Here is a 17766-nt window from a genome sequence, read left to right as displayed (position 1 = left end):
TCCTTGAAGTCGGAGGTGCAATTGTCATCGAGTATTATAAACAACTTAGACAATTCGTTGGGCATCATCCCATTATTTTGCCTGGAGCAGTCGTAATCTTGGTTAATGATCTTGGGCAGGTTCTTCTGCAACAAAGACCGAATGAGACCTGGGGGCTGCCAGGAGGACTTATGGATTTGGGTGAATCTTTAGAAGATACAGCTCGACGCGAATTTCATGAAGAAACAGGTTTGACAGTGGGGGACTTAACATTAGTAGGCGTGTTTTCTGGCGCTCAATATCATTACACGCTTTCCAATGGAGATGAATTTTATGCTGTAACTACGGCCTATATGGCGCGTGAAGCTACAGGTGAGCTAGCCATGGAAATGGCTGAAACCCGAGATTTGCAATACTTTGATTTGCATGGTCTGCCGGAGGCGATGGGTCAAGTATATAGGGATAGTATAATGGCGTATCTACAAAGTGTATCAAAAAGATAGGAGGCGAACATCGTAATGATTTCCTATGTGATCGTTCTTGTCTATGTTTTGTACATGATATTCAAAAGTTACAGAGCTAGTATAGCTAAGAAACAGGTTGGGACAGTTGCACTCGTTGGGTATAGTGACTACCAAAAAATATTCATTACGCTGCTGAATTTGTTTTTCTTACCCTTTATTGTCACACTAGATAGTCATTGGAAGTATGCGGTGCTATTCCTCCTTATTCTCTTGTCAGCCTTGCTGGATCGTACGTATGTTGGAGATAACGGCATTAAGGTAAACGATACATACATTTCCAAGGAAGATATCCTCCATTACTATATGGTTGAAGGAAGGGTTAATCAATTCGAGATTTTCGTAAGAGACAAATTAGATGTGGTAAGAATTACAGTTAACAAGCGGAAATTGGAGAAACCGTTAGAGGAAATATTGGCAGATTGGAAGTCCGTGGGGTAGTATCGTACCAAAACGGCTGAATACAAGGCGGAAATGGAAACCTAAGATTTTCAAAAATTAGGGGACAATAAGTATAGTATGGATGGCCGCAAACGGAACGTGGTTCCGCTATTTCAAGCGAAAACAGCCGTTTTCGGATTGAAAGGGAACGTCATTACACTATTTTGCTCAAAAGCGTTGATTGTACCGGGAAATTGAAGGAATAGAGGAGCCACGTTCCCTTTAGGGACGGGAATAGACCATTACATAAAATAGCGGATCCTCGTTCCCCTTGGCTGACGTGCAAAATTCGAAGACAATGGAATAGCATGGCTATGAACCTAGTCGAGCTACTCCGGAGAAAAGGAAGGCATACCATATGGATACTTACATCATTACGGGCGGTTCCAAAGGCCTGGGCGCTGCAATCATCCGGCAGCTGCTAGAGCAAGGAGCTGCGGTTCACTGCATTTCCCGCAGCGAGAACGAGACCTTGCGCCAAGAGGCGCTGCGCATGGAAGGTCAGCTGACCTTCCATGCTTACGACTTGGCGCAAACCGAAGGCATCGATTCGCTCATGGAGCGAATCCTCGTGGAACCAGATGGCGTGGCTTCCGTCACGCTCATCAACAATGCGGGCATGCTCGAACCGATGACGTCGATCGGCCGAGCAGCCCCAGACGACCTGCAGCGCAGCCTGCAGGTCAATCTCGTCGCACCCGCGGTGCTGACGAACAGCTTCATTCGGCTCACGCAGGCGTGGCCGATCGTGAAGCGGGTCGTCGGCATCTCCTCGGGCGCGGGGCGCAAGCCCTACCCTGGCTGGGGTGCCTACTGCACCGCCAAAGCCGGGTTGGATATGCTGACGCGCTGCGTCGGCATCGAGCAGTTGAAACAGCCACACCAGGTGCTGATTTGCAGCGTTGCTCCGGGTGTGGTGGACACCGATATGCAGCGGGAGATACGCGCTGCCTCGGAAGAGGACTTCCCGCAGGTAGAACGGTTCGTCCAGCTCCAAGAGAAGGGGGAGCTGCGCTCCCCTGAAGATACCGCGAAGCAGCTGTTGCACTTGCTGCACGCGAATGCTTTCGAACAAGGCGAGATCGCCGACTTGCGTACCAAAGAGCCCGTGTCGTAATCCGACACGGGCTCTTTCTCTACTGATCTATTGAATGCTGCCGCTAACCTTACCACCAGAGGAAAGTTCGGAAGTGCAGAACTTGCAGCGCGAAGCTTGCGCAGGTATTTCAGACAAGCAATGAGGGCAATCTTTGGTAGTAACCGCTTTTTCCTTCGGTGCTTCCTTCTTACGGAACTTGCCGATTTGGCGGACAACCATGAAGATAACGAACGCGACGATCAAGAAATCCAAGAAGGTTGATAGGAATTGCCCGTATCGAAAGACAGCGGTGCTCTTGGCAGCTTCTTCAAATGTTTCGTAATGTTTCCCATCCAATGCAACAAACAAATTATTGAAATTCACTTTTCCAATGAGTAAACCGACGAGTGGCATGACCAAGTCATTCACAATAGAAGTAATAACCTTACCAAAAGCTCCCCCAATAATAACCCCGACAGCAAGGTCGAGCATGTTTCCTTTGAATGCAAAATCCTTGAATTCTTTTAACATGATGTACCCCCATGAATCTATGATTGATAGCATTGTACCATAGTTGATAGAGCCCAAACAAATGCCCTCTTAGTAAGTAAAGGGCGGTTTTCATTTATAGGGCAACTGACTATAATGAACATCATGCGTTCGATTTCCTGAACGATCACGAAGCGGAGGCGGACACGGATGTCGAATATGTCGATGGAGAAAAAGCTGATCATCGTTTTTGTTTTTCTAATCATTTTACCAATCATGCTGACAGGTTATATATCCTACCAGAATTACTCCAAGTCGATTAAGAAAAACACGACCCTGTATGCGCTGCAATTAACGAACAATATTACGAATCGACTGGACGATTATATTGGGGATATGGAGCAAATTTCTCAAATTCCCCTCTACTTAACATCGCTTCAACAGCTGTTGGAAGACAAACAGCAGGGCCTAACGATCAAGCAGGTCGAGATGGAAAATTATATTCGCATTATGAATAATATTAAGCGCGGTACGAACTCCATTTATATTTTTGATAACAATAACAATAAATACTATACCATCGTGTCAGGCGGCGTCCGAACGGATTTGGAAGAGCGCTCGGGTGAGTGGAAGCGCCTTGCTCGAGATGCGGGCGGCCGTTCTGTTTTCTTAAGCACACAACAATTAGCTAATTGGCAGACTGGGAAATTTGCTTTTACCGTCATTCGGGATATTCGTGATTTCTATACACAGGAGTCGATCGGTACGATCGCTGTAGATGCCAATATTAGTGTCATTCAGAATTTGGTGCGTGATTTGGAAACGGCTGCTAACGGGAAAGTGCTCATGATTGATGAGAACAATCAAGTTATTTATGATACCGAGCAGAAAAGGATTACCGAACGCATTGCGAATGATCCGCTTGTGCAATTGGCTGCAGGGACATCGGGCGATTTTATTAAAGAAATTGATGGCGTACGCTACCTATGTATTTATTCGCAGTCGCTGAAAACGGGTTGGAAAACGATCATCCGTATCCCTCTGGATCAAATTATGAAAGAAGCGATGCAAACACAGAACATTACGCTAATTGTAACCTGTCTGATTGTGACCTTTGCCTTGTTTATTTCAATTTTGCTATCCATTGCGTTAACCAAGCCGATGAAGAAGTTAATGCGGTTAATGAAAAAGGCAGAGAACGGCGACTTGGATGTAAGTTTCCATGTGCAAACGAAGGATGAGGCCGGCCGTCTAGGGCACCATTTTAACTCGATGCTTGAACGAATTAAAGAGCTTATTGGTCAGGTGTATATGATTGAGGGGCGGAAGAAGGAAGCGGAATTAGCCGCACTCCAGAATCAGATTAATCCGCATTTCTTATATAACACGCTGGAGACCATTCGGATGACGGCGGAGATTAACGATGATGAAGAAACAGCGGAAATGATTGCCGCATTAGGCAAGCTGTTCCGTCACAGCTATAAGCCGATGAAGGGGACGGTGACGCTGGAACATGAATTCGAACATCTTAGAACGTACGTCCAAATTATCAATTATCGTTATCGCGATAAGTTTAAATTGACGGTGCAGGACTTGCATTCACTGCGGCATTATGTAGTTATTCCGCTGCTTTTTCAGCCGATCATTGAGAACACGATTGTCCATGGTCAGACCGAGGGGAGTGATGAAGCGATTCATATTCATGTATCTTATGAGATTAGCGGCCACATCCTTACCTTCTATTTTCAGGATAATGGCGCTGGGATAGCGGAAGAAAGATTAGCGGCGTTAAATAAACGCATCCAAACAAGACAAGATCCTAGCGGAGAAGATGCCACTTCGGGCATAGGTTTATTAAATGTAGATGAACGAATTAATTTGCATTACGGTCCCGCTTACGGCCTGCGTATTTCCAGTCAGCAGGGAGAAGGTACCACGGTCATTGTGAGGCTGCCTTTTAATGTGTGAAGGAATCTTTCCGCTTGATATTAAAGGAATTAAGCTTTTGCTTACGATGCCAGTATTTCTGCCGAAAAACTTTAGGAGGGTTCACATGAAAATCATGATCGTGGATGATGAAGAGAAAATTCGGCTCGGTTTGTCCAAATTGATTGTTAAAGCGTCCCCGCAGTACGAAATCATAGGGGTTTATGCGAGTGGAGCGGAGTGTCTAGAAGGGTTGAAGAAACATAAGCCTGATGTGGTGATTACAGATATCAAAATGTCTGGCATGACGGGCTTAGAACTAGCGAAAACGATTAAACAGTTATATATCGATACGAAATGTGTCATCCTGAGTGGCTATGGCGAATTTGAATATGCGCGTTCTGCAATTTCTTCGGGCGTTTCTGGGTATTTGCTGAAGCCTGTAGACAAGCAGGAGTTTTATCAACTGCTATCGCAATTAGCGATGGAACTCCCGAATAAAGCGTCGCAAGAGGGCCCTGCGGATCACGCGGAATTGCCGATACATGACATTCTATTAGGCAAAATGGACAAGCTTACTAAGGGGTTTAACCTGTCCCAGTACAATCCGTCCTATGCTGAGATATCCGCCTATCTATTGGTACTGATCCGAACGGACATCTCGATTCCCTTGACAACCTTGCTGAAAAAGCTCCATGTAACTCCCAATCCTGCTGCGATTCAAGTGGGAGCGGTGGAAATGGATGAGCGAACTTACGTGATCCTTCTGGGATATAGCGCCTATGAAGAAGCCCATGTCCATACCCTGCGGAAGCAACTCGAAGTTTTTGATCAGGACCGTTCTTTCCGTATTTCTATAGGGATCAGTAAGCTTTCATCGAACCTCGACGCATGGGAAGAAGGATATCGTGAGGCGCTGTATGCACTTGAATTTAATTTTTACAGTCAAGAAAGGGCTCCGCGCACAGTCGCTGGACAAGTTCGATTTGGTACTCTACACCGAGTTGAACCTTTTCGTAAGCGAGTTCTTGAGGATATTGAAATTTTAGATATGCCTGCCATGGAAACACATGTGAAGGAGATGCTCCAAGAAATAGGCAGCGTCAAAATTCGGATGCATCATTTATTTGAGCTCGTCGAGACGCTATCCTATGCTTTGAAGAAAGAAGCGGGCAAACGTCAAGAACAAGCCGATCTAGCTCCCTTGTCGGTGGATTGGACGGTTGAGCTTAAAGCTTGCTTTACCTACGGGGAAGCGAGCGCGTTGATTGGGCGCAAACTCCTTGAGGGGCTAAGTTATTTAATGACGGAGAAGAGCAGCCAAGGTCATGTGTTAATCTATCAGATCAAAAAAATCATCGAGCTCGAGTATGCAGAATCGCTGGATCTCAATAGCTTGAGTAAACGCGTTTTCCTGACTCCCAGCTATTTAAGCAAGCTGTTCAAGCTGGAAACAGGCACTACGGTCATTGAATACATCATATCTGTTCGTATGAATAAGGCGAAAGAGCTGCTCAAAGAGCAGACGCAGTTGAAGACATATCAAGTGGGGGAAATGGTAGGTTACAAGGATCCTGCTTACTTCAACAAGCAATTCAAAAAAGTGGTTGGTCTTACGCCGAAGGAATACAAAGATGTTGTTAGCTAATTTGTTAGCATGAAATAGGAAGAATACGCAAAGATAATACAATAAAAACAAAAAAAGTACATATCTATCACCTTGCCAGAAAAATATAATAAGCATGTAAGCGATACCAAGTTGAGCGTTTGACTATTTCGAGGGGGTAATTCAATTGAAAAAATGGCTAACAACTAGCTTAACGTTAGTACTTGCAATGTCCGTAACAGCAGCTTGTGGTAAATCAACAGATAACAGTTCTACGGCTTCTCCTTCGGCAGCAGCGAATTCGCCTGCTGCAACAGCAGCAGGGGCTAATGCAAACATTAAAGGTAAAATTACGGTTATTACGCACCGCACTGATTTGGTTGATACGAAATTCAAAGAGTGGAAGGATGCCTTCAAGAAGAAATATCCAGCTGTAACGGATGTGGAGGTTGAAGCTATCAAAGATTACGGCCCAACAATGAAAGTTCGGTTGTCCACAGGTGAGCTTGGTGACGTGAACATGATCCCAGACGGTGTACCTAACGGTAAACTAGGCGATTATTACGCTCCGCTGAATGAGCTTGGCTTAAATGATAAAGTCTACTTCAGCGATATTAAAGCATCCGATGGCAAAACCTTCGGTCTTCCAAGCGGCGTGAATACCAACGGTGTAGCTTACAATAAGCAAGCTTTTGCAAAAGCGGGTATTACATCGGTGCCCAAAACGCTTGATGAGCTTTATGCGGCTGCAGAGAAATTAAAAGGGGCGGGTATTACACCGCTAGCCACCAACTTTAAAGATAAATGGCCATTAAGCGAGTGGGATGTAATTGCCTTCGAAATTTCAGGAGATCCGGAATTCCGCGGTTCAATGACGAAGAACGACGCTCCGTTTGCGGAAGGGACACCTTATAATAAGTCACTTACGATTTTGAAAACGTTTGTAGAAAAGGGCTACACCGAGAAAGATTTGATGTCTTCTGACTGGGAATCCTCCAAGAAAGATGTAGCTAGCGGTAAAACAGCTATGTACTTCCTAGGGAACTGGGTGATCCCTCAAATTATCGAAAATGGTGCTAAATCGGAAGATATCGGATTCTTCCCAATGCCTTATGATAACAGCGGCAAATACAATGCTAACATGGGTGCAGATTACATGTATGGCGTAGCGAAAAACAGCAAAAACATTGAAACGGCGAAAGCGTTCGTGAAATTCATGGTTGAAGAGTCCGACTATGCAGACTTTGCGGGAATGATTCCACCATTGAAAACGAAAGAATCTAAGATGCCACAGTTGAAAGAATTCCTAGCTATGAAGCCGACTACCCTGCAAGGTAAGCCAGATCCAGATGCTTATGGAACCATTGCGAACAAAGCACAAATCGATTTCTTCGGTGGTGCGTACATTCAGAAGCTCGTTTTGAACAAGGATTTTAAAGCAGGCCTCGCTGATCTGAACAAGAAATGGGCAGATGCGAAGAAAGTGGTTGGTCAATAGCTCGCAGTAGTAATTCGTAGTAACTAATACATGAACATACCTCTGACGCGGTCTCTACCTTACAGACGAGCGTGTCAGAGTCATTTTCACATCATGAAACACGCATTCTATTAACGAGTAAAGAAGGGATTGTCATGCCAGATCTTACGTATAAAACGCAGCGTATTCTCATTTTGCTGTCCTTTTTGACCATTCCGCTCCTTTTACTTGCGACCTTTACGTTTTACCCAGCACTGCGTCTGATTCAATTGAGCTTTACGGATTGGGATGGCATCAGCACGTCGTTTAAGTGGATCGGGTTTGCGAATTACCAAGAGATTTTTTCGAATAAAGAGATTTTTGGTGTTTTCAGCCACAACTTTTATTATTTCGTCGGCGGTATTATTCAGAATATCCTAGCCCTTTATTTCGCTATCATTTTGAACTCCAAAATAAAAGGACGCAATCTGTTTCGGGTCTTTTTATTTTTACCTTATATTCTTAATAGCGTTGCTACCGCCTACATGTTTCAATTCATTTTCAACACAGATCACGGTACATTAAATACACTGCTGGACACCTTTGGCTTAGGTGCTTTTAAGCAAAGCTGGCTTGGCAACACCGATCTGGTGAATGTATCACTCGCTTCGGTCTCCTTATGGAAGTATATGGGCTTTAATATGGTTATCTATTTAGGGGTTTTGCAATCCATTCCCGGAGATTTGTATGAGGCTGCCAAAATTGACGGCGCAAACTCCTTCCAAACGCTGATCTATATTACTCTGCCAAATATCCGCAAGATCATTGAGCTGAATATGCTGCTTACGGTTTCGGGTGCGTTAGAGGTATTCGATATTCCATATATCATTACGGGCGCAGCGCCGGGGAGTGATACGTTCGTCACCAAGGTCAACGATGTCGCCTTCAAATTTAACAGCATTGGATTGGCATCGGCGATGGCCATTGTGCTGCTTATCATTGTGACGGTCGTTATCACGATTCAACGTAAATTTATTTTGCGCGGGGAGGAATAGTCGGTGGAAAATAAAAGTGTGAAGCTCCTTACGAGCATCTTGAAATATGCTTCACTTCTGATAGCGGTACTGACTGTGCTAATTCCTCCCTACGTGGTTGTGGTGAATGCTTTCAAAAGTGCGCAGGAATATGCGACCACCAGTCCATTTAGCTTACCGGATAACATCTTTAACTTCTCTAACTTTGCTAAGGTATTGGAAGTTGGGAAGCTAGGTCAGGCTTTCATGAACACAGGGATTATCGTGGCTTCCTCGTTGCTTATTAATATCATCCTCGGCACGATGGTTGCCTATGCATTAGGGAGATTTAGCTTCCGAGGTAAAGGAATGATTCTTGCCGCTTATCTAGTTGCGACGTTTATTCCATTAATCACTACTCAAGTTGCGACGTTTAGTATCATTCAGGATTTACATTTGTTCAACTCCAGAGGTGCAGCTATCCTGCTCTACGCGAGTACAGATGCGGTTCAGATTTATTTGTACTTACAATTTATTGGTAAAATCCCGTATTCCCTCGACGAGAGCGCGATGATGGAAGGCGCATCGTTGTTTAAAATCTATCGGATGATCATATTCCCACTTTTGGGGCCAGCTACGGCTACGGCTGTTATTTTGAAAACGATCAGTATCTACAACGATATGTATATTCCGTATTTGTATATGCCGTCCCAGAAGCTGGGGGTCGTTTCGACGTCACTCATGCGCTTCGCGGGACCGAATAGTGCGCATTGGGAGCTTATCTGTGCGGCCATTCTCATTGTCATGCTGCCTACGATGATCCTTTATTTAATCTTACAGCGCTTTATTTTCTCGGGAATTGTCAGTGGTTCAGTCAAAGAATAGGATGTGTAAACATGGAATACATCAATGGGATGACATGGGGTTGGGTAGGTACGCGAGGTACATGGGCTAATAGAACCGCCGATTTCTCGATGACGGAAATGGCGAAGCTGGGGGTCAACTGGACGGCGATCGCGCTGTCGGCACTTCAAGACCATCCGCAAGCTACCGAAATTCATTATAAGGAAGAGCCAACTGTGACCGATGCCGAGGTCGTTTGGGCGATCGAGAAGGCGCACGGTTTAGGTCTCAAAGTGTGTTTAAAACCCGTTGTGAATTGTGCCAACGGCGTATGGCGCGCGCACATCAATTTCTTCGACGTGGATGTACCTTGTGAGCCTAAATGGGGAGATTGGTTCGCGAGCTATACCGATTTCATTCTTCACTATGCACGTATCGCCCAGGAAACGGGCTGCGAAATGTTCTGCATTGGCTGTGAAATGGTGCAAACAGATCGCCGTGAGACCGAGTGGAGGGAGCTGATCCGTCAGCTGAGAACCGTTTACACAGGTATGATTACGTACAATTGTGACAAATACCAAGAGACGAACATCACGTGGTGGGACGCTGTCGATGTGATCTCCTCAAGCGGCTACTACCCTATCGATACATGGGACGAGCGTGTAGCAACGCTTGAGGCATTTGCGGTGAGGCAGGAGAAGCCGTTCTTCTTCATGGAAGCGGGTTGTCCGAGCCGCGAAGGCTCAGCGATGCTGCCGAATGATTGGGGCCTGGCAGGTGCTTTGAGCATGGAAGAGCAAGATACTTACTATCACGTCATGTTTGAGAAAATCGGAAGAAGATCCTGGTTCCATGGCTTTATGCTTTGGGATTGGCCAGCGCAGCTATACCCTGAAGCTGAGGCTAGCAGTAATGATGACTATTGTATGTACGGGAAGCCGGCGGCGAAGACAATAGAAGACTTCTATCGTCGTTCATAGATAATAACTAGGAACATAATGGAATGGGTGATGAGCCTTGGCAGGCAAAATTACAATGCAAGAAATTGCAGATCGTTTAGGCGTCTCCAAGTATGTTGTGTCCAAAGCCTTAGCTGGGAAATCTGGCGTCAGCGTAGAAACCAGACAGCGCGTTGTGCAATTGGCCGGACAGCTTGGCTATTTGACTCAGAAGAAGACCACGCCTAGTGAATTGGATACCAATAAGAAATGGAGCACCCAGGGGGCAGAAGCTGGGGGGAACACAGTTCTTGTGTTGATGCCGAACATCCGATTTCAAACGAAAGAGTCCACCTATTGGGGCAAAATCTTGGATGGCATCGCCAAAGAGCTGGAGCTTAGAGGGACGGACATGCTCACCCTCACGCTAAACGCTGCAGAAGGGCTGAACAGCAGCTTACGTCCCCAAGGTTTGGCTGGTGTTATCGGTGTTGGAGAAATTTCTCGTCCATTGCTGATGGAGGTCATTCGTTTAGGACTTCCGCTGGTATTGCTTGATCACGATGACCCGTTCATCTCAGCTGATCAGGTTTTCGCAAATAATCGAGAAAGTGCCTATCGGATCGTTCAGTATTTACTTGGTTTAGAACACCGCTCGGTACAATTCGTAGGCAATACTTCCTTTTCCAAAAGCTTTCGAGAGCGCTGGCACGGTTTTCGTGAAGCGTTAGAGGAGGCTGATATTCCTTATCAACCGAGCGCATTTCAGAAGCTGCTGCACTTGGAGAGCTTGGATCAGCAGCTTCAAGAAGAACAAATTCGCGATGCTCTTCGGCCTCATCTGGAAAGATCATCGCTGCCTTCTGCACTCGTTTGTGCGAATGATCGGATTGCTCAATCCACGATCGCCGCTTTACGTTCGTTGGGTATCTCAGTACCTGAAGAGGTATCCGTCACTGGTTTTGATAATATCGAAATGGACTACCCTATAATTGCCGAGCTTACGACCGTCAATGTTACCAAAGAACTCATTGGCAAACGCGGTGTGGACGTGCTGTTTTGGCGAATCCAGAATCGTGATTTACCTGCGGAAACCATCCTCTTAAAAGGGGAGATTATCGTACGTAATTCAGCTGCTACATGCCGCATCCACGATCTGCCTCCAATTATAAAGACCCCCTCTCCAATGATCTAGGAAAGGGGGTTCTTTCTATGTTAGAACGGCCATAATTTCCTTCAAAGTCTGAACAAGCACCTCATTCTCTTCGGAAGTTCCAATTGAGATTCGAACATGATTAGGAAGATTCCAACCTCCGCCATACCGAACAATAACCCCACGACTCATCAAATTATCATAGATGGATTTAGCTTGTGTTCCTAGATCAACGAGTACGAAATTACTCATGCTTGGTGTAAAAGGGATTGCTAGCGTACGCAATTCGGTGTAAAGCTCCTCGCGCACCTTAACATTATTCGTACGTGTTGCTTCAAGATGCTGATCATCCTTGAGTGCGGCTACAGCGCCGACTTGTGCGAGTGTATTCACATTAAAAGGCTCTTTGACCTGACGAATCCGTTGCAGAATACCTGCATCAGCGATGCCGTATCCCACACGTATACCCGCTAAGCCGTAGATTTTAGAAAAGGTTTGCAGCACAACAACAGGATAGCCCTCTCGTACTAACGCAAGCCCATCGCAGTAATCATCAGCCGTAACGAAATGGCTGTACGCACCATCGAAGATCACTAGAACATGTGAAGGTAAGTTCTTCACAAGTCGGTGCAGGTCTGTTTTGGTCATGTAAGTGCCCGTCGGATTGTTCGGTGAACAAATATAGAGCATTTTCGTGCGTTCTGTGACAGCCTCGAGAATAGCTTCTACTTCATAGCGATAATTCTCCCCAAGCGGCACGCTAATGATGCTGGCTCCAAGTAAGTTGGCTCCGAATTCGTACTCGCTAAATGTTGGTGAGGGTACGATGACTTCATCGCCAGGCTCTAAGTAAGTTTCGGAGAGCAGGGTAATCAGTTCATCACCGCCGTTAGTAACAAGGACTTGTTCAGGCGAGAATCCGCGTTTCTCCGCAATAGCTTCTCTAAGATTTACGGTCTCTGCATCTGGATAGCGATGGATGTCAGATAGATATGCTTGTATAGCCTCTAGAGCTAGAGGGGAGGGACCTAATGGGTTTTCATTGGATGCTAATTTGGTAACGGATGTAAGCCCGAATTCACGTTGAACCTCCCAGATGGGTTTGCCGGGCGTGTATGGCTTCATTCGTGATAAAATGCTGCGTGGATTGATGTTTTCAACACCTGGACCTGTCATGTACAACACTCCTTTTAATGAATATGCTTTATTTAGATGATACATTAACTTGGTAAAGTAGTAAAGTAAAAGATTTGCATACCAGTCACCAGTAGTTTGGTATATGATACAATTATTAGGTGTCGATTTGGTAGAAGGGGTGGCAGTGGATTGAGGAAAATGAGATTCGGTATTCGTGCCAAAATTATGATTGGATATGCGTTCATCATTTTCTGCTTAACCCTTTCATTTGTGCTTGTTAGTCAACAATTAGCTGCCATGCAGCGAGATCGCAATTATGTGATTGAGCATGATTTCGCCGTCAATAGAGAGTCGAATCTTCTTGAGAAATATGTCATGGATATGGAAAATGGGCAAAGAGGCTACTTACTCACAGGAGAAATAAAATATTTAGAACCATATACGACCGGGCAGACCAAGTGGAGAGATTCCTTTAATCAACTTAGAGAGTTAACGAGTGATACGCCCGTTCAGGAGAAAAATTTAATCGCACTCAAGGAATCTATCGAAAATTGGCTGATACAAACAGGCGGGACGTTACCGACGATGAGAAATGGTCTTGAGAATGAGGGTTATTTTAATTTTACCTTCTTTATTACTCATCAAAATATTCTAGATATTCGTTCGCAATTGAGTCGATTTCGCAGCATTGAAATGGGATTCGTGAAGGAACGGGCGGCACACCTTGATGCGCAAAATGAAAAGTTGACCAACTCCTTATTTGTTATGTTGGGAGTGGTGCTCATTTTTTCGTTGTTAGCAGCACTAGTTATTTCGAGATCGATTGTCGGGACGATCAAACAGGTTACCAAGAGCATCATGAAGCTGAGCTCTATGAAGCGGGATCGTTCGAAGCGCATTCATGTCACAATGAATGATGAAGTGAAGGATCTGGCCGACGCTACCAATGCGTTGCTAGAGAGCCAAGAGGAAATCGAGTGGCAGCAGCGGAAGTTGACAGAGGTCGTCCATATGCTGCAAGGTATTTCCGATTTGGAAACGCTGGGTACATCCTTTATTCGCAAAGCAGCAGAATTATTTGGAGCTTCCTTCGGCGTTTTCTACATTCGAAGCGTACACGAAGCTAAGGCTGGCATGATGAGGTTGGCATCTTATGCGGCTATGGAGGAAAGCGCTGAAGCTGGTAAACCCTTTTTTCATCTTGGCGAAGGATTGATTGGTCAATGTGCGATTGAGAAGCGAATTGTTCATCTCACACATGTCCCCGAAACGTATATCCGTTTAAAATCAGGATTAGGGTCAGCGAGCCCACAAAGTGTCCTCATCGTTCCGATCATTCATAACCAAGAAGTCATTGCGATCATGGAACTGGCTTCTTTTAATAAATTCACGTCACTTCAGTTGAGTCTGATGGATGACATCTTAGAGGTCTTAGGAACAATCGTTCACAGCGTGCAAACGCGTGTGGAGGTTGAGCGTCTTCTTCGGGAGTATCAGGCTATGACCGAGGAACTTCAAAGTCAACAGGAAGAATTGCATCTGACTAATGAACAGCTAGAGGAAAGGAATCGCTACGCGGATGAAAGGTCGAGGGAACTCGAACACATGAAAGTCTCCTTTGAAGAGCATGCCATTCAGCTGGAGCTGAGCTCGCGGTATAAATCGGAATTTCTGGCGAACATGTCACATGAGCTGCGAACGCCTCTTAACAGTATATTGATTCTTTCTCAGATGCTTCAGGAAAACAATAGTAAAACCTTAACGCATGATGAGCAAGAGTATGCTCGTGTTATTCATTCTTCGGGAAATGATTTGCTGCTCCTGATTAACGATATTTTGGATTTGTCTAAAGTTGAAGCGGGTAAATTGGATATTCATATAGGTGAGTTGCGTGCGGACTGGCTCCCTGAGCTCTTGCTAAGTCAGTTCGAGAAGGTCGCAGAACAACGAAAGCTTACATTTCGGATCGAGATGGATGCTCAAGTGCCGAAAATATTCTACACAGATGAACAGAGGCTCAGTCAAATTATTAAAAATTTGCTTTCTAATGCATTTAAATTCACGCATGAAGGCTACGTTCACGTGGAATTTAGCATGTGCAGTGTGGAACAAATTGTGGAACAACTGCCTTCGGCCATGCACATGCAGGTTATGGCAGTTTCCGTTAAGGATACGGGTATTGGTATACCAACTGACAAGCAAGAAGTCATCTTCGAGCCTTTCCATCAGGCAGATGGCACAACGAATCGGAGATATGGAGGGACAGGGCTGGGGTTATCGATTAGTCGAGAATTAGCCAGACTTCTTGGAGGTTGTATCCAGATGCAAAGCGTGGAAGGCGAAGGAAGTACATTTACGTTATATGTGCCTTCGCTGCCTCCTTTAATTGGGGGAAATAACGCCACGCATAAGGAAGTAGCGGCGGCAACTGCTAACACGATTAGTGATTATTTCATTCGAGAAAACGGTGAAATCATTTCTGCACTCGAAGATGGCAATAGCAATCGTTTTAAGGATAGGAAAGTTCTTGTTGTTGATGATGACGTGCGTAACGTATTTGCACTTTGTAATGCATTTGAACAAGAAGGAATCATCGTGAGTGTTGCTCAGAATGGACAAGAGTGCCTAGAGCTATTGGCGAAGGATCCTAGTATTGAGCTTATTCTCATGGATATCATGATGCCGGTGATGGATGGCTATGAAGCGATGCGTCTCATTAGGAAAGATAATCATTACGCTGACGTTCCGATCATTGCACTTACGGCCAAAGCCATGAAACAGGACAGAGAAATCTGCTTGCAGGCAGGTGCATCTGACTATATCAGCAAGCCACTGCATATGAGTCAGCTTCTCTCGCTTATGCTGGTTTGGTTGAGTAAATAAACCCAAAAGACCTTTAACTAGCTCCCGATAATGGGAGTGGTCAAAGGTCTTTTGTGTTAATGGACATTACGTCCTGTATATATTTCGAAATGATAAATCGTGTTGCGTGTCAATACACGGAAATCCAGCCCGTCTTGATCAATCGCTTGCACACGTGTTGTTTTGAATGGTGTATGTTGTTGAACCCCTGATAACGTCATTGGACATCCTACCTCGGTCGGGTTCACTTCACGAAATGTTTGCCCTTGAATCTCATCGAAATCGAATCGATCTGACCGATGCTTTGGCGTAATCCCATCCACCTCATAGATTTGCAATAGCTTTAACAACCTCATTCTGGCCCCTCCCGTCCGTGGCTTTCGTTTTCATTATACACGGACACCTTATATTTGGCGAAGTCTACAAACCTAACATAAACCTAAAGAAGTCCTCATACTTTCTTAGCTTCCAAAATATACAATTGTTCTATCTGAACCGGGGGTGTTGCGAATGCTGCACACGAAAGTGATCATTGGTGAAAAAGAAGTGCTTATTTTTTTCGAATCCATATACCAAGAATATTCATCCCGAGCCGTTGAAGCGATAACGAAGCACTTAAATAATGCTCAGATCAGGGAAGTATTTGATAACCTGGGCCTAGTTCATACAACGAATACAGAGGTAACGCTCTTCTCACTAAATGGAGAGATGGAGACAATTCCAATGTATTGATCGCGGTCTAGCTCTTTTCTTTATTTTTAGCTAAAATGAAGGGGGTTAGAACAAGGAGGCAGATACATATGACCGTTATGAAATTAGAGCACGTAGGCGTCATGGTAGCAAACTTAGAAGCGTCTATAGCATTTTATGTTAATGTAATCGGACTTAAGCACAAAGGAACGTTACTCCATACGAATGGCGTTATCCGGCTTGGTTTTCTAGGCTTTGAAACTGCAAATGAAACAGAAGTTGAATTAATTGAAGGCTATAATGCGAACTTGCCACAGGAAGGCAAAGTGCATCACTTGGCTTTTACCGTAGATGATATCGATGCTGAATTCGCGAGAATTCAAGATTTAGAGGTTGAGCAACTGGATAAGGAAATTACAACACTTCCGAACGGCTCTAAGTATTTCTTCTTTAACGGGTTAGATGGCGAGCGAATTGAATTCTTTCAATCGACACGTGGATAGGTTTAACATCTGCTAGATACGGGCATCCTTTTACTAGAGTGATAGATTCTAGCAAAGAGGTGCTTTTTTCATGTCAAAGCGTTGGACTCAAATGATGGTAGGCATCGCTATACTGGGCTTATTCTTCGGGTGGATTCGTCATGTGGATGCGCAAGCTGAACAAGATGCACAGCTATTACTCCGTGTGGCAAAGCCTTTTATGCAAACTAATGAACATATTACCTTCAAATATACAGGCTATTTCGGTACATGTGACGGTGTGGATGGCAAAGTGATGGATGCGGGTGAACGGTTGTCCAACAAGCTCGGGTTTACATCTTACACAAATGAGCCTCTTTCCTTCAAAGGCAGTATCTATACAGTAAAGTCAGAGGCTGCTGGAAGTGCAGACGCGACATTAACCGTTGCTAGTCCAGTGGGACAGTCGGCTTGTTATGCTGTATTACGATTAGATGCGCCAGGTAGTGCAGACCAAGCCCAACTTCTGAAATGGCAGGAGCAAATGACCGCGAAATTATCTGGACAGGGCATTCAAGGTATGTGGAACGTGATGATACAAGGAAATGCTGCTGAAGACTTTAGCATATCGAATGACCCTAAAGAGTTCCTCGCCGAGTTAGTTCAAGCTTATAAAGGAAATGTTGTTGAGCGCTACGAAGATGGTACTACCTACAGTGCATCATTGGTATCATCTGAATTCGAAGCTTCTATACGAAGCGGCAATCAAAAGGTGAATGTCCAAATCGCACTTCATCTAGATACCACTTCGGGTCTCTGGCGATTAACGATCGGAACACCGATTATTACAATGGAATACTAAACTTAGAAAAGGGTGCAGGATGCATCCTTTTTTTCTCATGTACTTGTAGGAACAATTCGAAACAATTGCAATAGTGGAACTTTTCCAGAGGGGTTGTAATTGGTTTCTAGGCATGGTACATTAGTCCTCGTTGTTCTGAAGCAAATAACCACGACAAGCGAAATTGAAGTGGACTTGCTTTCAAGCAATGAGGTATGGTAAGATGACTTTCCGACAGACACCGACATAAATTGACAAGAAAAAAGTGCTTGCAATTGAGAAACGATCTGTGGTATATTACTTCTCGCTGCTTCGGTAACACGGCAGTGAAC

General features: G+C 44.8%; 17 protein-coding genes. 14 read left to right on the top strand and 3 right to left on the bottom strand.

Features of this window, described 5'->3' with window-relative positions:
* The first annotated feature begins 77 nt into the window (after window positions 1-77).
* The 3 genes from ACSQ8O_RS34660 (at window position 78) to ACSQ8O_RS34650 (ending at window position 2058) form a co-directional block, all read left to right on the top strand.
* Window positions 78-482 carry an NUDIX hydrolase gene (locus ACSQ8O_RS34660; protein ID WP_436245440.1) on the top strand — a complete coding sequence of 135 codons (405 nt, stop codon included), beginning with the start codon at window positions 78-80 and terminating at the stop codon, window positions 480-482.
* Between the two features lie 15 nt (window positions 483-497).
* Complete coding sequence (locus ACSQ8O_RS34655; RefSeq protein ID WP_436245439.1) at window positions 498-941, top strand: hypothetical protein; 444 nt, start codon at window positions 498-500, stop codon at window positions 939-941.
* Window positions 942-1299: 358 nt separating this feature from the next.
* Complete coding sequence (locus ACSQ8O_RS34650; protein ID WP_436245438.1) at window positions 1300-2058, top strand: (S)-benzoin forming benzil reductase; 759 nt, start codon at window positions 1300-1302, stop codon at window positions 2056-2058.
* A gap of 27 nt (window positions 2059-2085) precedes the next feature.
* On the opposite strand, the gene mscL is transcribed toward ACSQ8O_RS34650, so the two are convergent.
* A complete protein-coding gene (mscL, locus tag ACSQ8O_RS34645; RefSeq protein WP_436245437.1) occupies window positions 2086-2550 on the bottom strand; it encodes a large conductance mechanosensitive channel protein MscL in 465 nt (154 codons plus the stop codon).
* 168 nt (window positions 2551-2718) lie between these two features.
* Here mscL and ACSQ8O_RS34640 point away from each other — a divergent pair, with 168 nt between their 5' ends.
* From ACSQ8O_RS34640 to ACSQ8O_RS34610, 7 genes are all read left to right on the top strand, one after another.
* The gene (locus ACSQ8O_RS34640) at window positions 2719-4476 is read left to right on the top strand and encodes a sensor histidine kinase (protein ID WP_436245436.1); all 1758 of its coding nucleotides are present in this window, start codon (window positions 2719-2721) and stop codon (window positions 4474-4476) included.
* Window positions 4477-4561: 85 nt separating this feature from the next.
* Window positions 4562-6082 carry a response regulator gene (locus ACSQ8O_RS34635; protein WP_436245435.1) on the top strand — a complete coding sequence of 507 codons (1521 nt, stop codon included), beginning with the start codon at window positions 4562-4564 and terminating at the stop codon, window positions 6080-6082.
* 145 nt (window positions 6083-6227) lie between these two features.
* Window positions 6228-7538, top strand: a complete 1311-nt coding sequence (locus ACSQ8O_RS34630) for an ABC transporter substrate-binding protein (RefSeq protein ID WP_436245434.1) — start codon at window positions 6228-6230, stop codon at window positions 7536-7538.
* A 134-nt stretch (window positions 7539-7672) separates the two neighbouring features.
* On the top strand, window positions 7673-8551 hold the full coding sequence (locus ACSQ8O_RS34625) for a carbohydrate ABC transporter permease (protein WP_436245577.1): 879 nt from the start codon (window positions 7673-7675) through the stop codon (window positions 8549-8551).
* A 3-nt stretch (window positions 8552-8554) separates the two neighbouring features.
* Window positions 8555-9394 carry a carbohydrate ABC transporter permease gene (locus ACSQ8O_RS34620; RefSeq protein WP_436245433.1) on the top strand — a complete coding sequence of 280 codons (840 nt, stop codon included), beginning with the start codon at window positions 8555-8557 and terminating at the stop codon, window positions 9392-9394.
* Between the two features lie 11 nt (window positions 9395-9405).
* Window positions 9406-10332, top strand: coding sequence for a glycoside hydrolase family 113 (locus ACSQ8O_RS34615; RefSeq protein WP_436245432.1), 927 nt, complete (start codon window positions 9406-9408; stop codon window positions 10330-10332).
* A 37-nt stretch (window positions 10333-10369) separates the two neighbouring features.
* Window positions 10370-11485: a LacI family DNA-binding transcriptional regulator gene (locus tag ACSQ8O_RS34610; protein ID WP_436245431.1), complete on the top strand. Its 1116-nt coding sequence runs from the start codon at window positions 10370-10372 to the stop codon at window positions 11483-11485.
* A gap of 15 nt (window positions 11486-11500) precedes the next feature.
* Here ACSQ8O_RS34610 and hisC read toward each other — a convergent pair whose 3' ends face one another.
* Window positions 11501-12619 (bottom strand): histidinol-phosphate transaminase, encoded by a 1119-nt coding sequence (gene hisC / locus ACSQ8O_RS34605; RefSeq protein ID WP_436245430.1) that lies wholly within the window; start codon window positions 12617-12619, stop codon window positions 11501-11503.
* 159 nt (window positions 12620-12778) lie between these two features.
* Here hisC and ACSQ8O_RS34600 point away from each other — a divergent pair, with 159 nt between their 5' ends.
* Window positions 12779-15463, top strand: a complete 2685-nt coding sequence (locus ACSQ8O_RS34600) for a response regulator (protein WP_436245576.1) — start codon at window positions 12779-12781, stop codon at window positions 15461-15463.
* A gap of 56 nt (window positions 15464-15519) precedes the next feature.
* Here ACSQ8O_RS34600 and ACSQ8O_RS34595 read toward each other — a convergent pair whose 3' ends face one another.
* Entirely contained in the window at window positions 15520-15798 is a 279-nt protein-coding gene (locus tag ACSQ8O_RS34595; protein ID WP_056620694.1) for a hypothetical protein, read from the bottom strand.
* Between the two features lie 154 nt (window positions 15799-15952).
* Here ACSQ8O_RS34595 and ACSQ8O_RS34590 point away from each other — a divergent pair, with 154 nt between their 5' ends.
* The 3 genes from ACSQ8O_RS34590 (at window position 15953) to ACSQ8O_RS34580 (ending at window position 17455) form a co-directional block, all read left to right on the top strand.
* On the top strand, window positions 15953-16174 hold the full coding sequence (locus ACSQ8O_RS34590; protein ID WP_436245429.1) for a hypothetical protein: 222 nt from the start codon (window positions 15953-15955) through the stop codon (window positions 16172-16174).
* Window positions 16175-16242: 68 nt separating this feature from the next.
* A complete protein-coding gene (locus tag ACSQ8O_RS34585; RefSeq protein ID WP_436245428.1) occupies window positions 16243-16635 on the top strand; it encodes a VOC family protein in 393 nt (130 codons plus the stop codon).
* A 70-nt stretch (window positions 16636-16705) separates the two neighbouring features.
* Complete coding sequence (locus tag ACSQ8O_RS34580; protein ID WP_436245427.1) at window positions 16706-17455, top strand: YwmB family TATA-box binding protein; 750 nt, start codon at window positions 16706-16708, stop codon at window positions 17453-17455.
* Window positions 17456-17766: the final 311 nt, after the last annotated feature.

Origin of the sequence: Paenibacillus sp. LjRoot56 (assembly GCF_964253335.1) — a bacterium.
Taxonomy (GTDB): domain Bacteria; phylum Bacillota; class Bacilli; order Paenibacillales; family NBRC-103111; genus Paenibacillus_E; species Paenibacillus_E allorhizoplanae.
The sequence above is the reverse complement of the archived record's forward strand: the minus strand, read 5'-3'. Positions and strand labels throughout refer to the sequence as shown.

Coding starts and splice junctions, on each gene's coding strand:
- mscL (WP_436245437.1), bottom strand. CDS start 2,550: ATGTTAAAAGAATTCAAGGATTTTGCATTCAAAGGAAACATGCTCGAC.
- ACSQ8O_RS34650 (WP_436245438.1), top strand. CDS start 1,300: ATGGATACTTACATCATTACGGGCGGTTCCAAAGGCCTGGGCGCTGCA.
- ACSQ8O_RS34585 (WP_436245428.1), top strand. CDS start 16,243: ATGACCGTTATGAAATTAGAGCACGTAGGCGTCATGGTAGCAAACTTA.
- ACSQ8O_RS34595 (WP_056620694.1), bottom strand. CDS start 15,798: ATGAGGTTGTTAAAGCTATTGCAAATCTATGAGGTGGATGGGATTACG.
- ACSQ8O_RS34640 (WP_436245436.1), top strand. CDS start 2,719: ATGTCGAATATGTCGATGGAGAAAAAGCTGATCATCGTTTTTGTTTTT.
- ACSQ8O_RS34590 (WP_436245429.1), top strand. CDS start 15,953: ATGCTGCACACGAAAGTGATCATTGGTGAAAAAGAAGTGCTTATTTTT.
- ACSQ8O_RS34580 (WP_436245427.1), top strand. CDS start 16,706: ATGTCAAAGCGTTGGACTCAAATGATGGTAGGCATCGCTATACTGGGC.
- ACSQ8O_RS34600 (WP_436245576.1), top strand. CDS start 12,779: ATGAGATTCGGTATTCGTGCCAAAATTATGATTGGATATGCGTTCATC.
- ACSQ8O_RS34615 (WP_436245432.1), top strand. CDS start 9,406: ATGGAATACATCAATGGGATGACATGGGGTTGGGTAGGTACGCGAGGT.
- ACSQ8O_RS34635 (WP_436245435.1), top strand. CDS start 4,562: ATGAAAATCATGATCGTGGATGATGAAGAGAAAATTCGGCTCGGTTTG.
- ACSQ8O_RS34655 (WP_436245439.1), top strand. CDS start 498: ATGATTTCCTATGTGATCGTTCTTGTCTATGTTTTGTACATGATATTC.
- ACSQ8O_RS34625 (WP_436245577.1), top strand. CDS start 7,673: ATGCCAGATCTTACGTATAAAACGCAGCGTATTCTCATTTTGCTGTCC.
- hisC (WP_436245430.1), bottom strand. CDS start 12,619: ATGACAGGTCCAGGTGTTGAAAACATCAATCCACGCAGCATTTTATCA.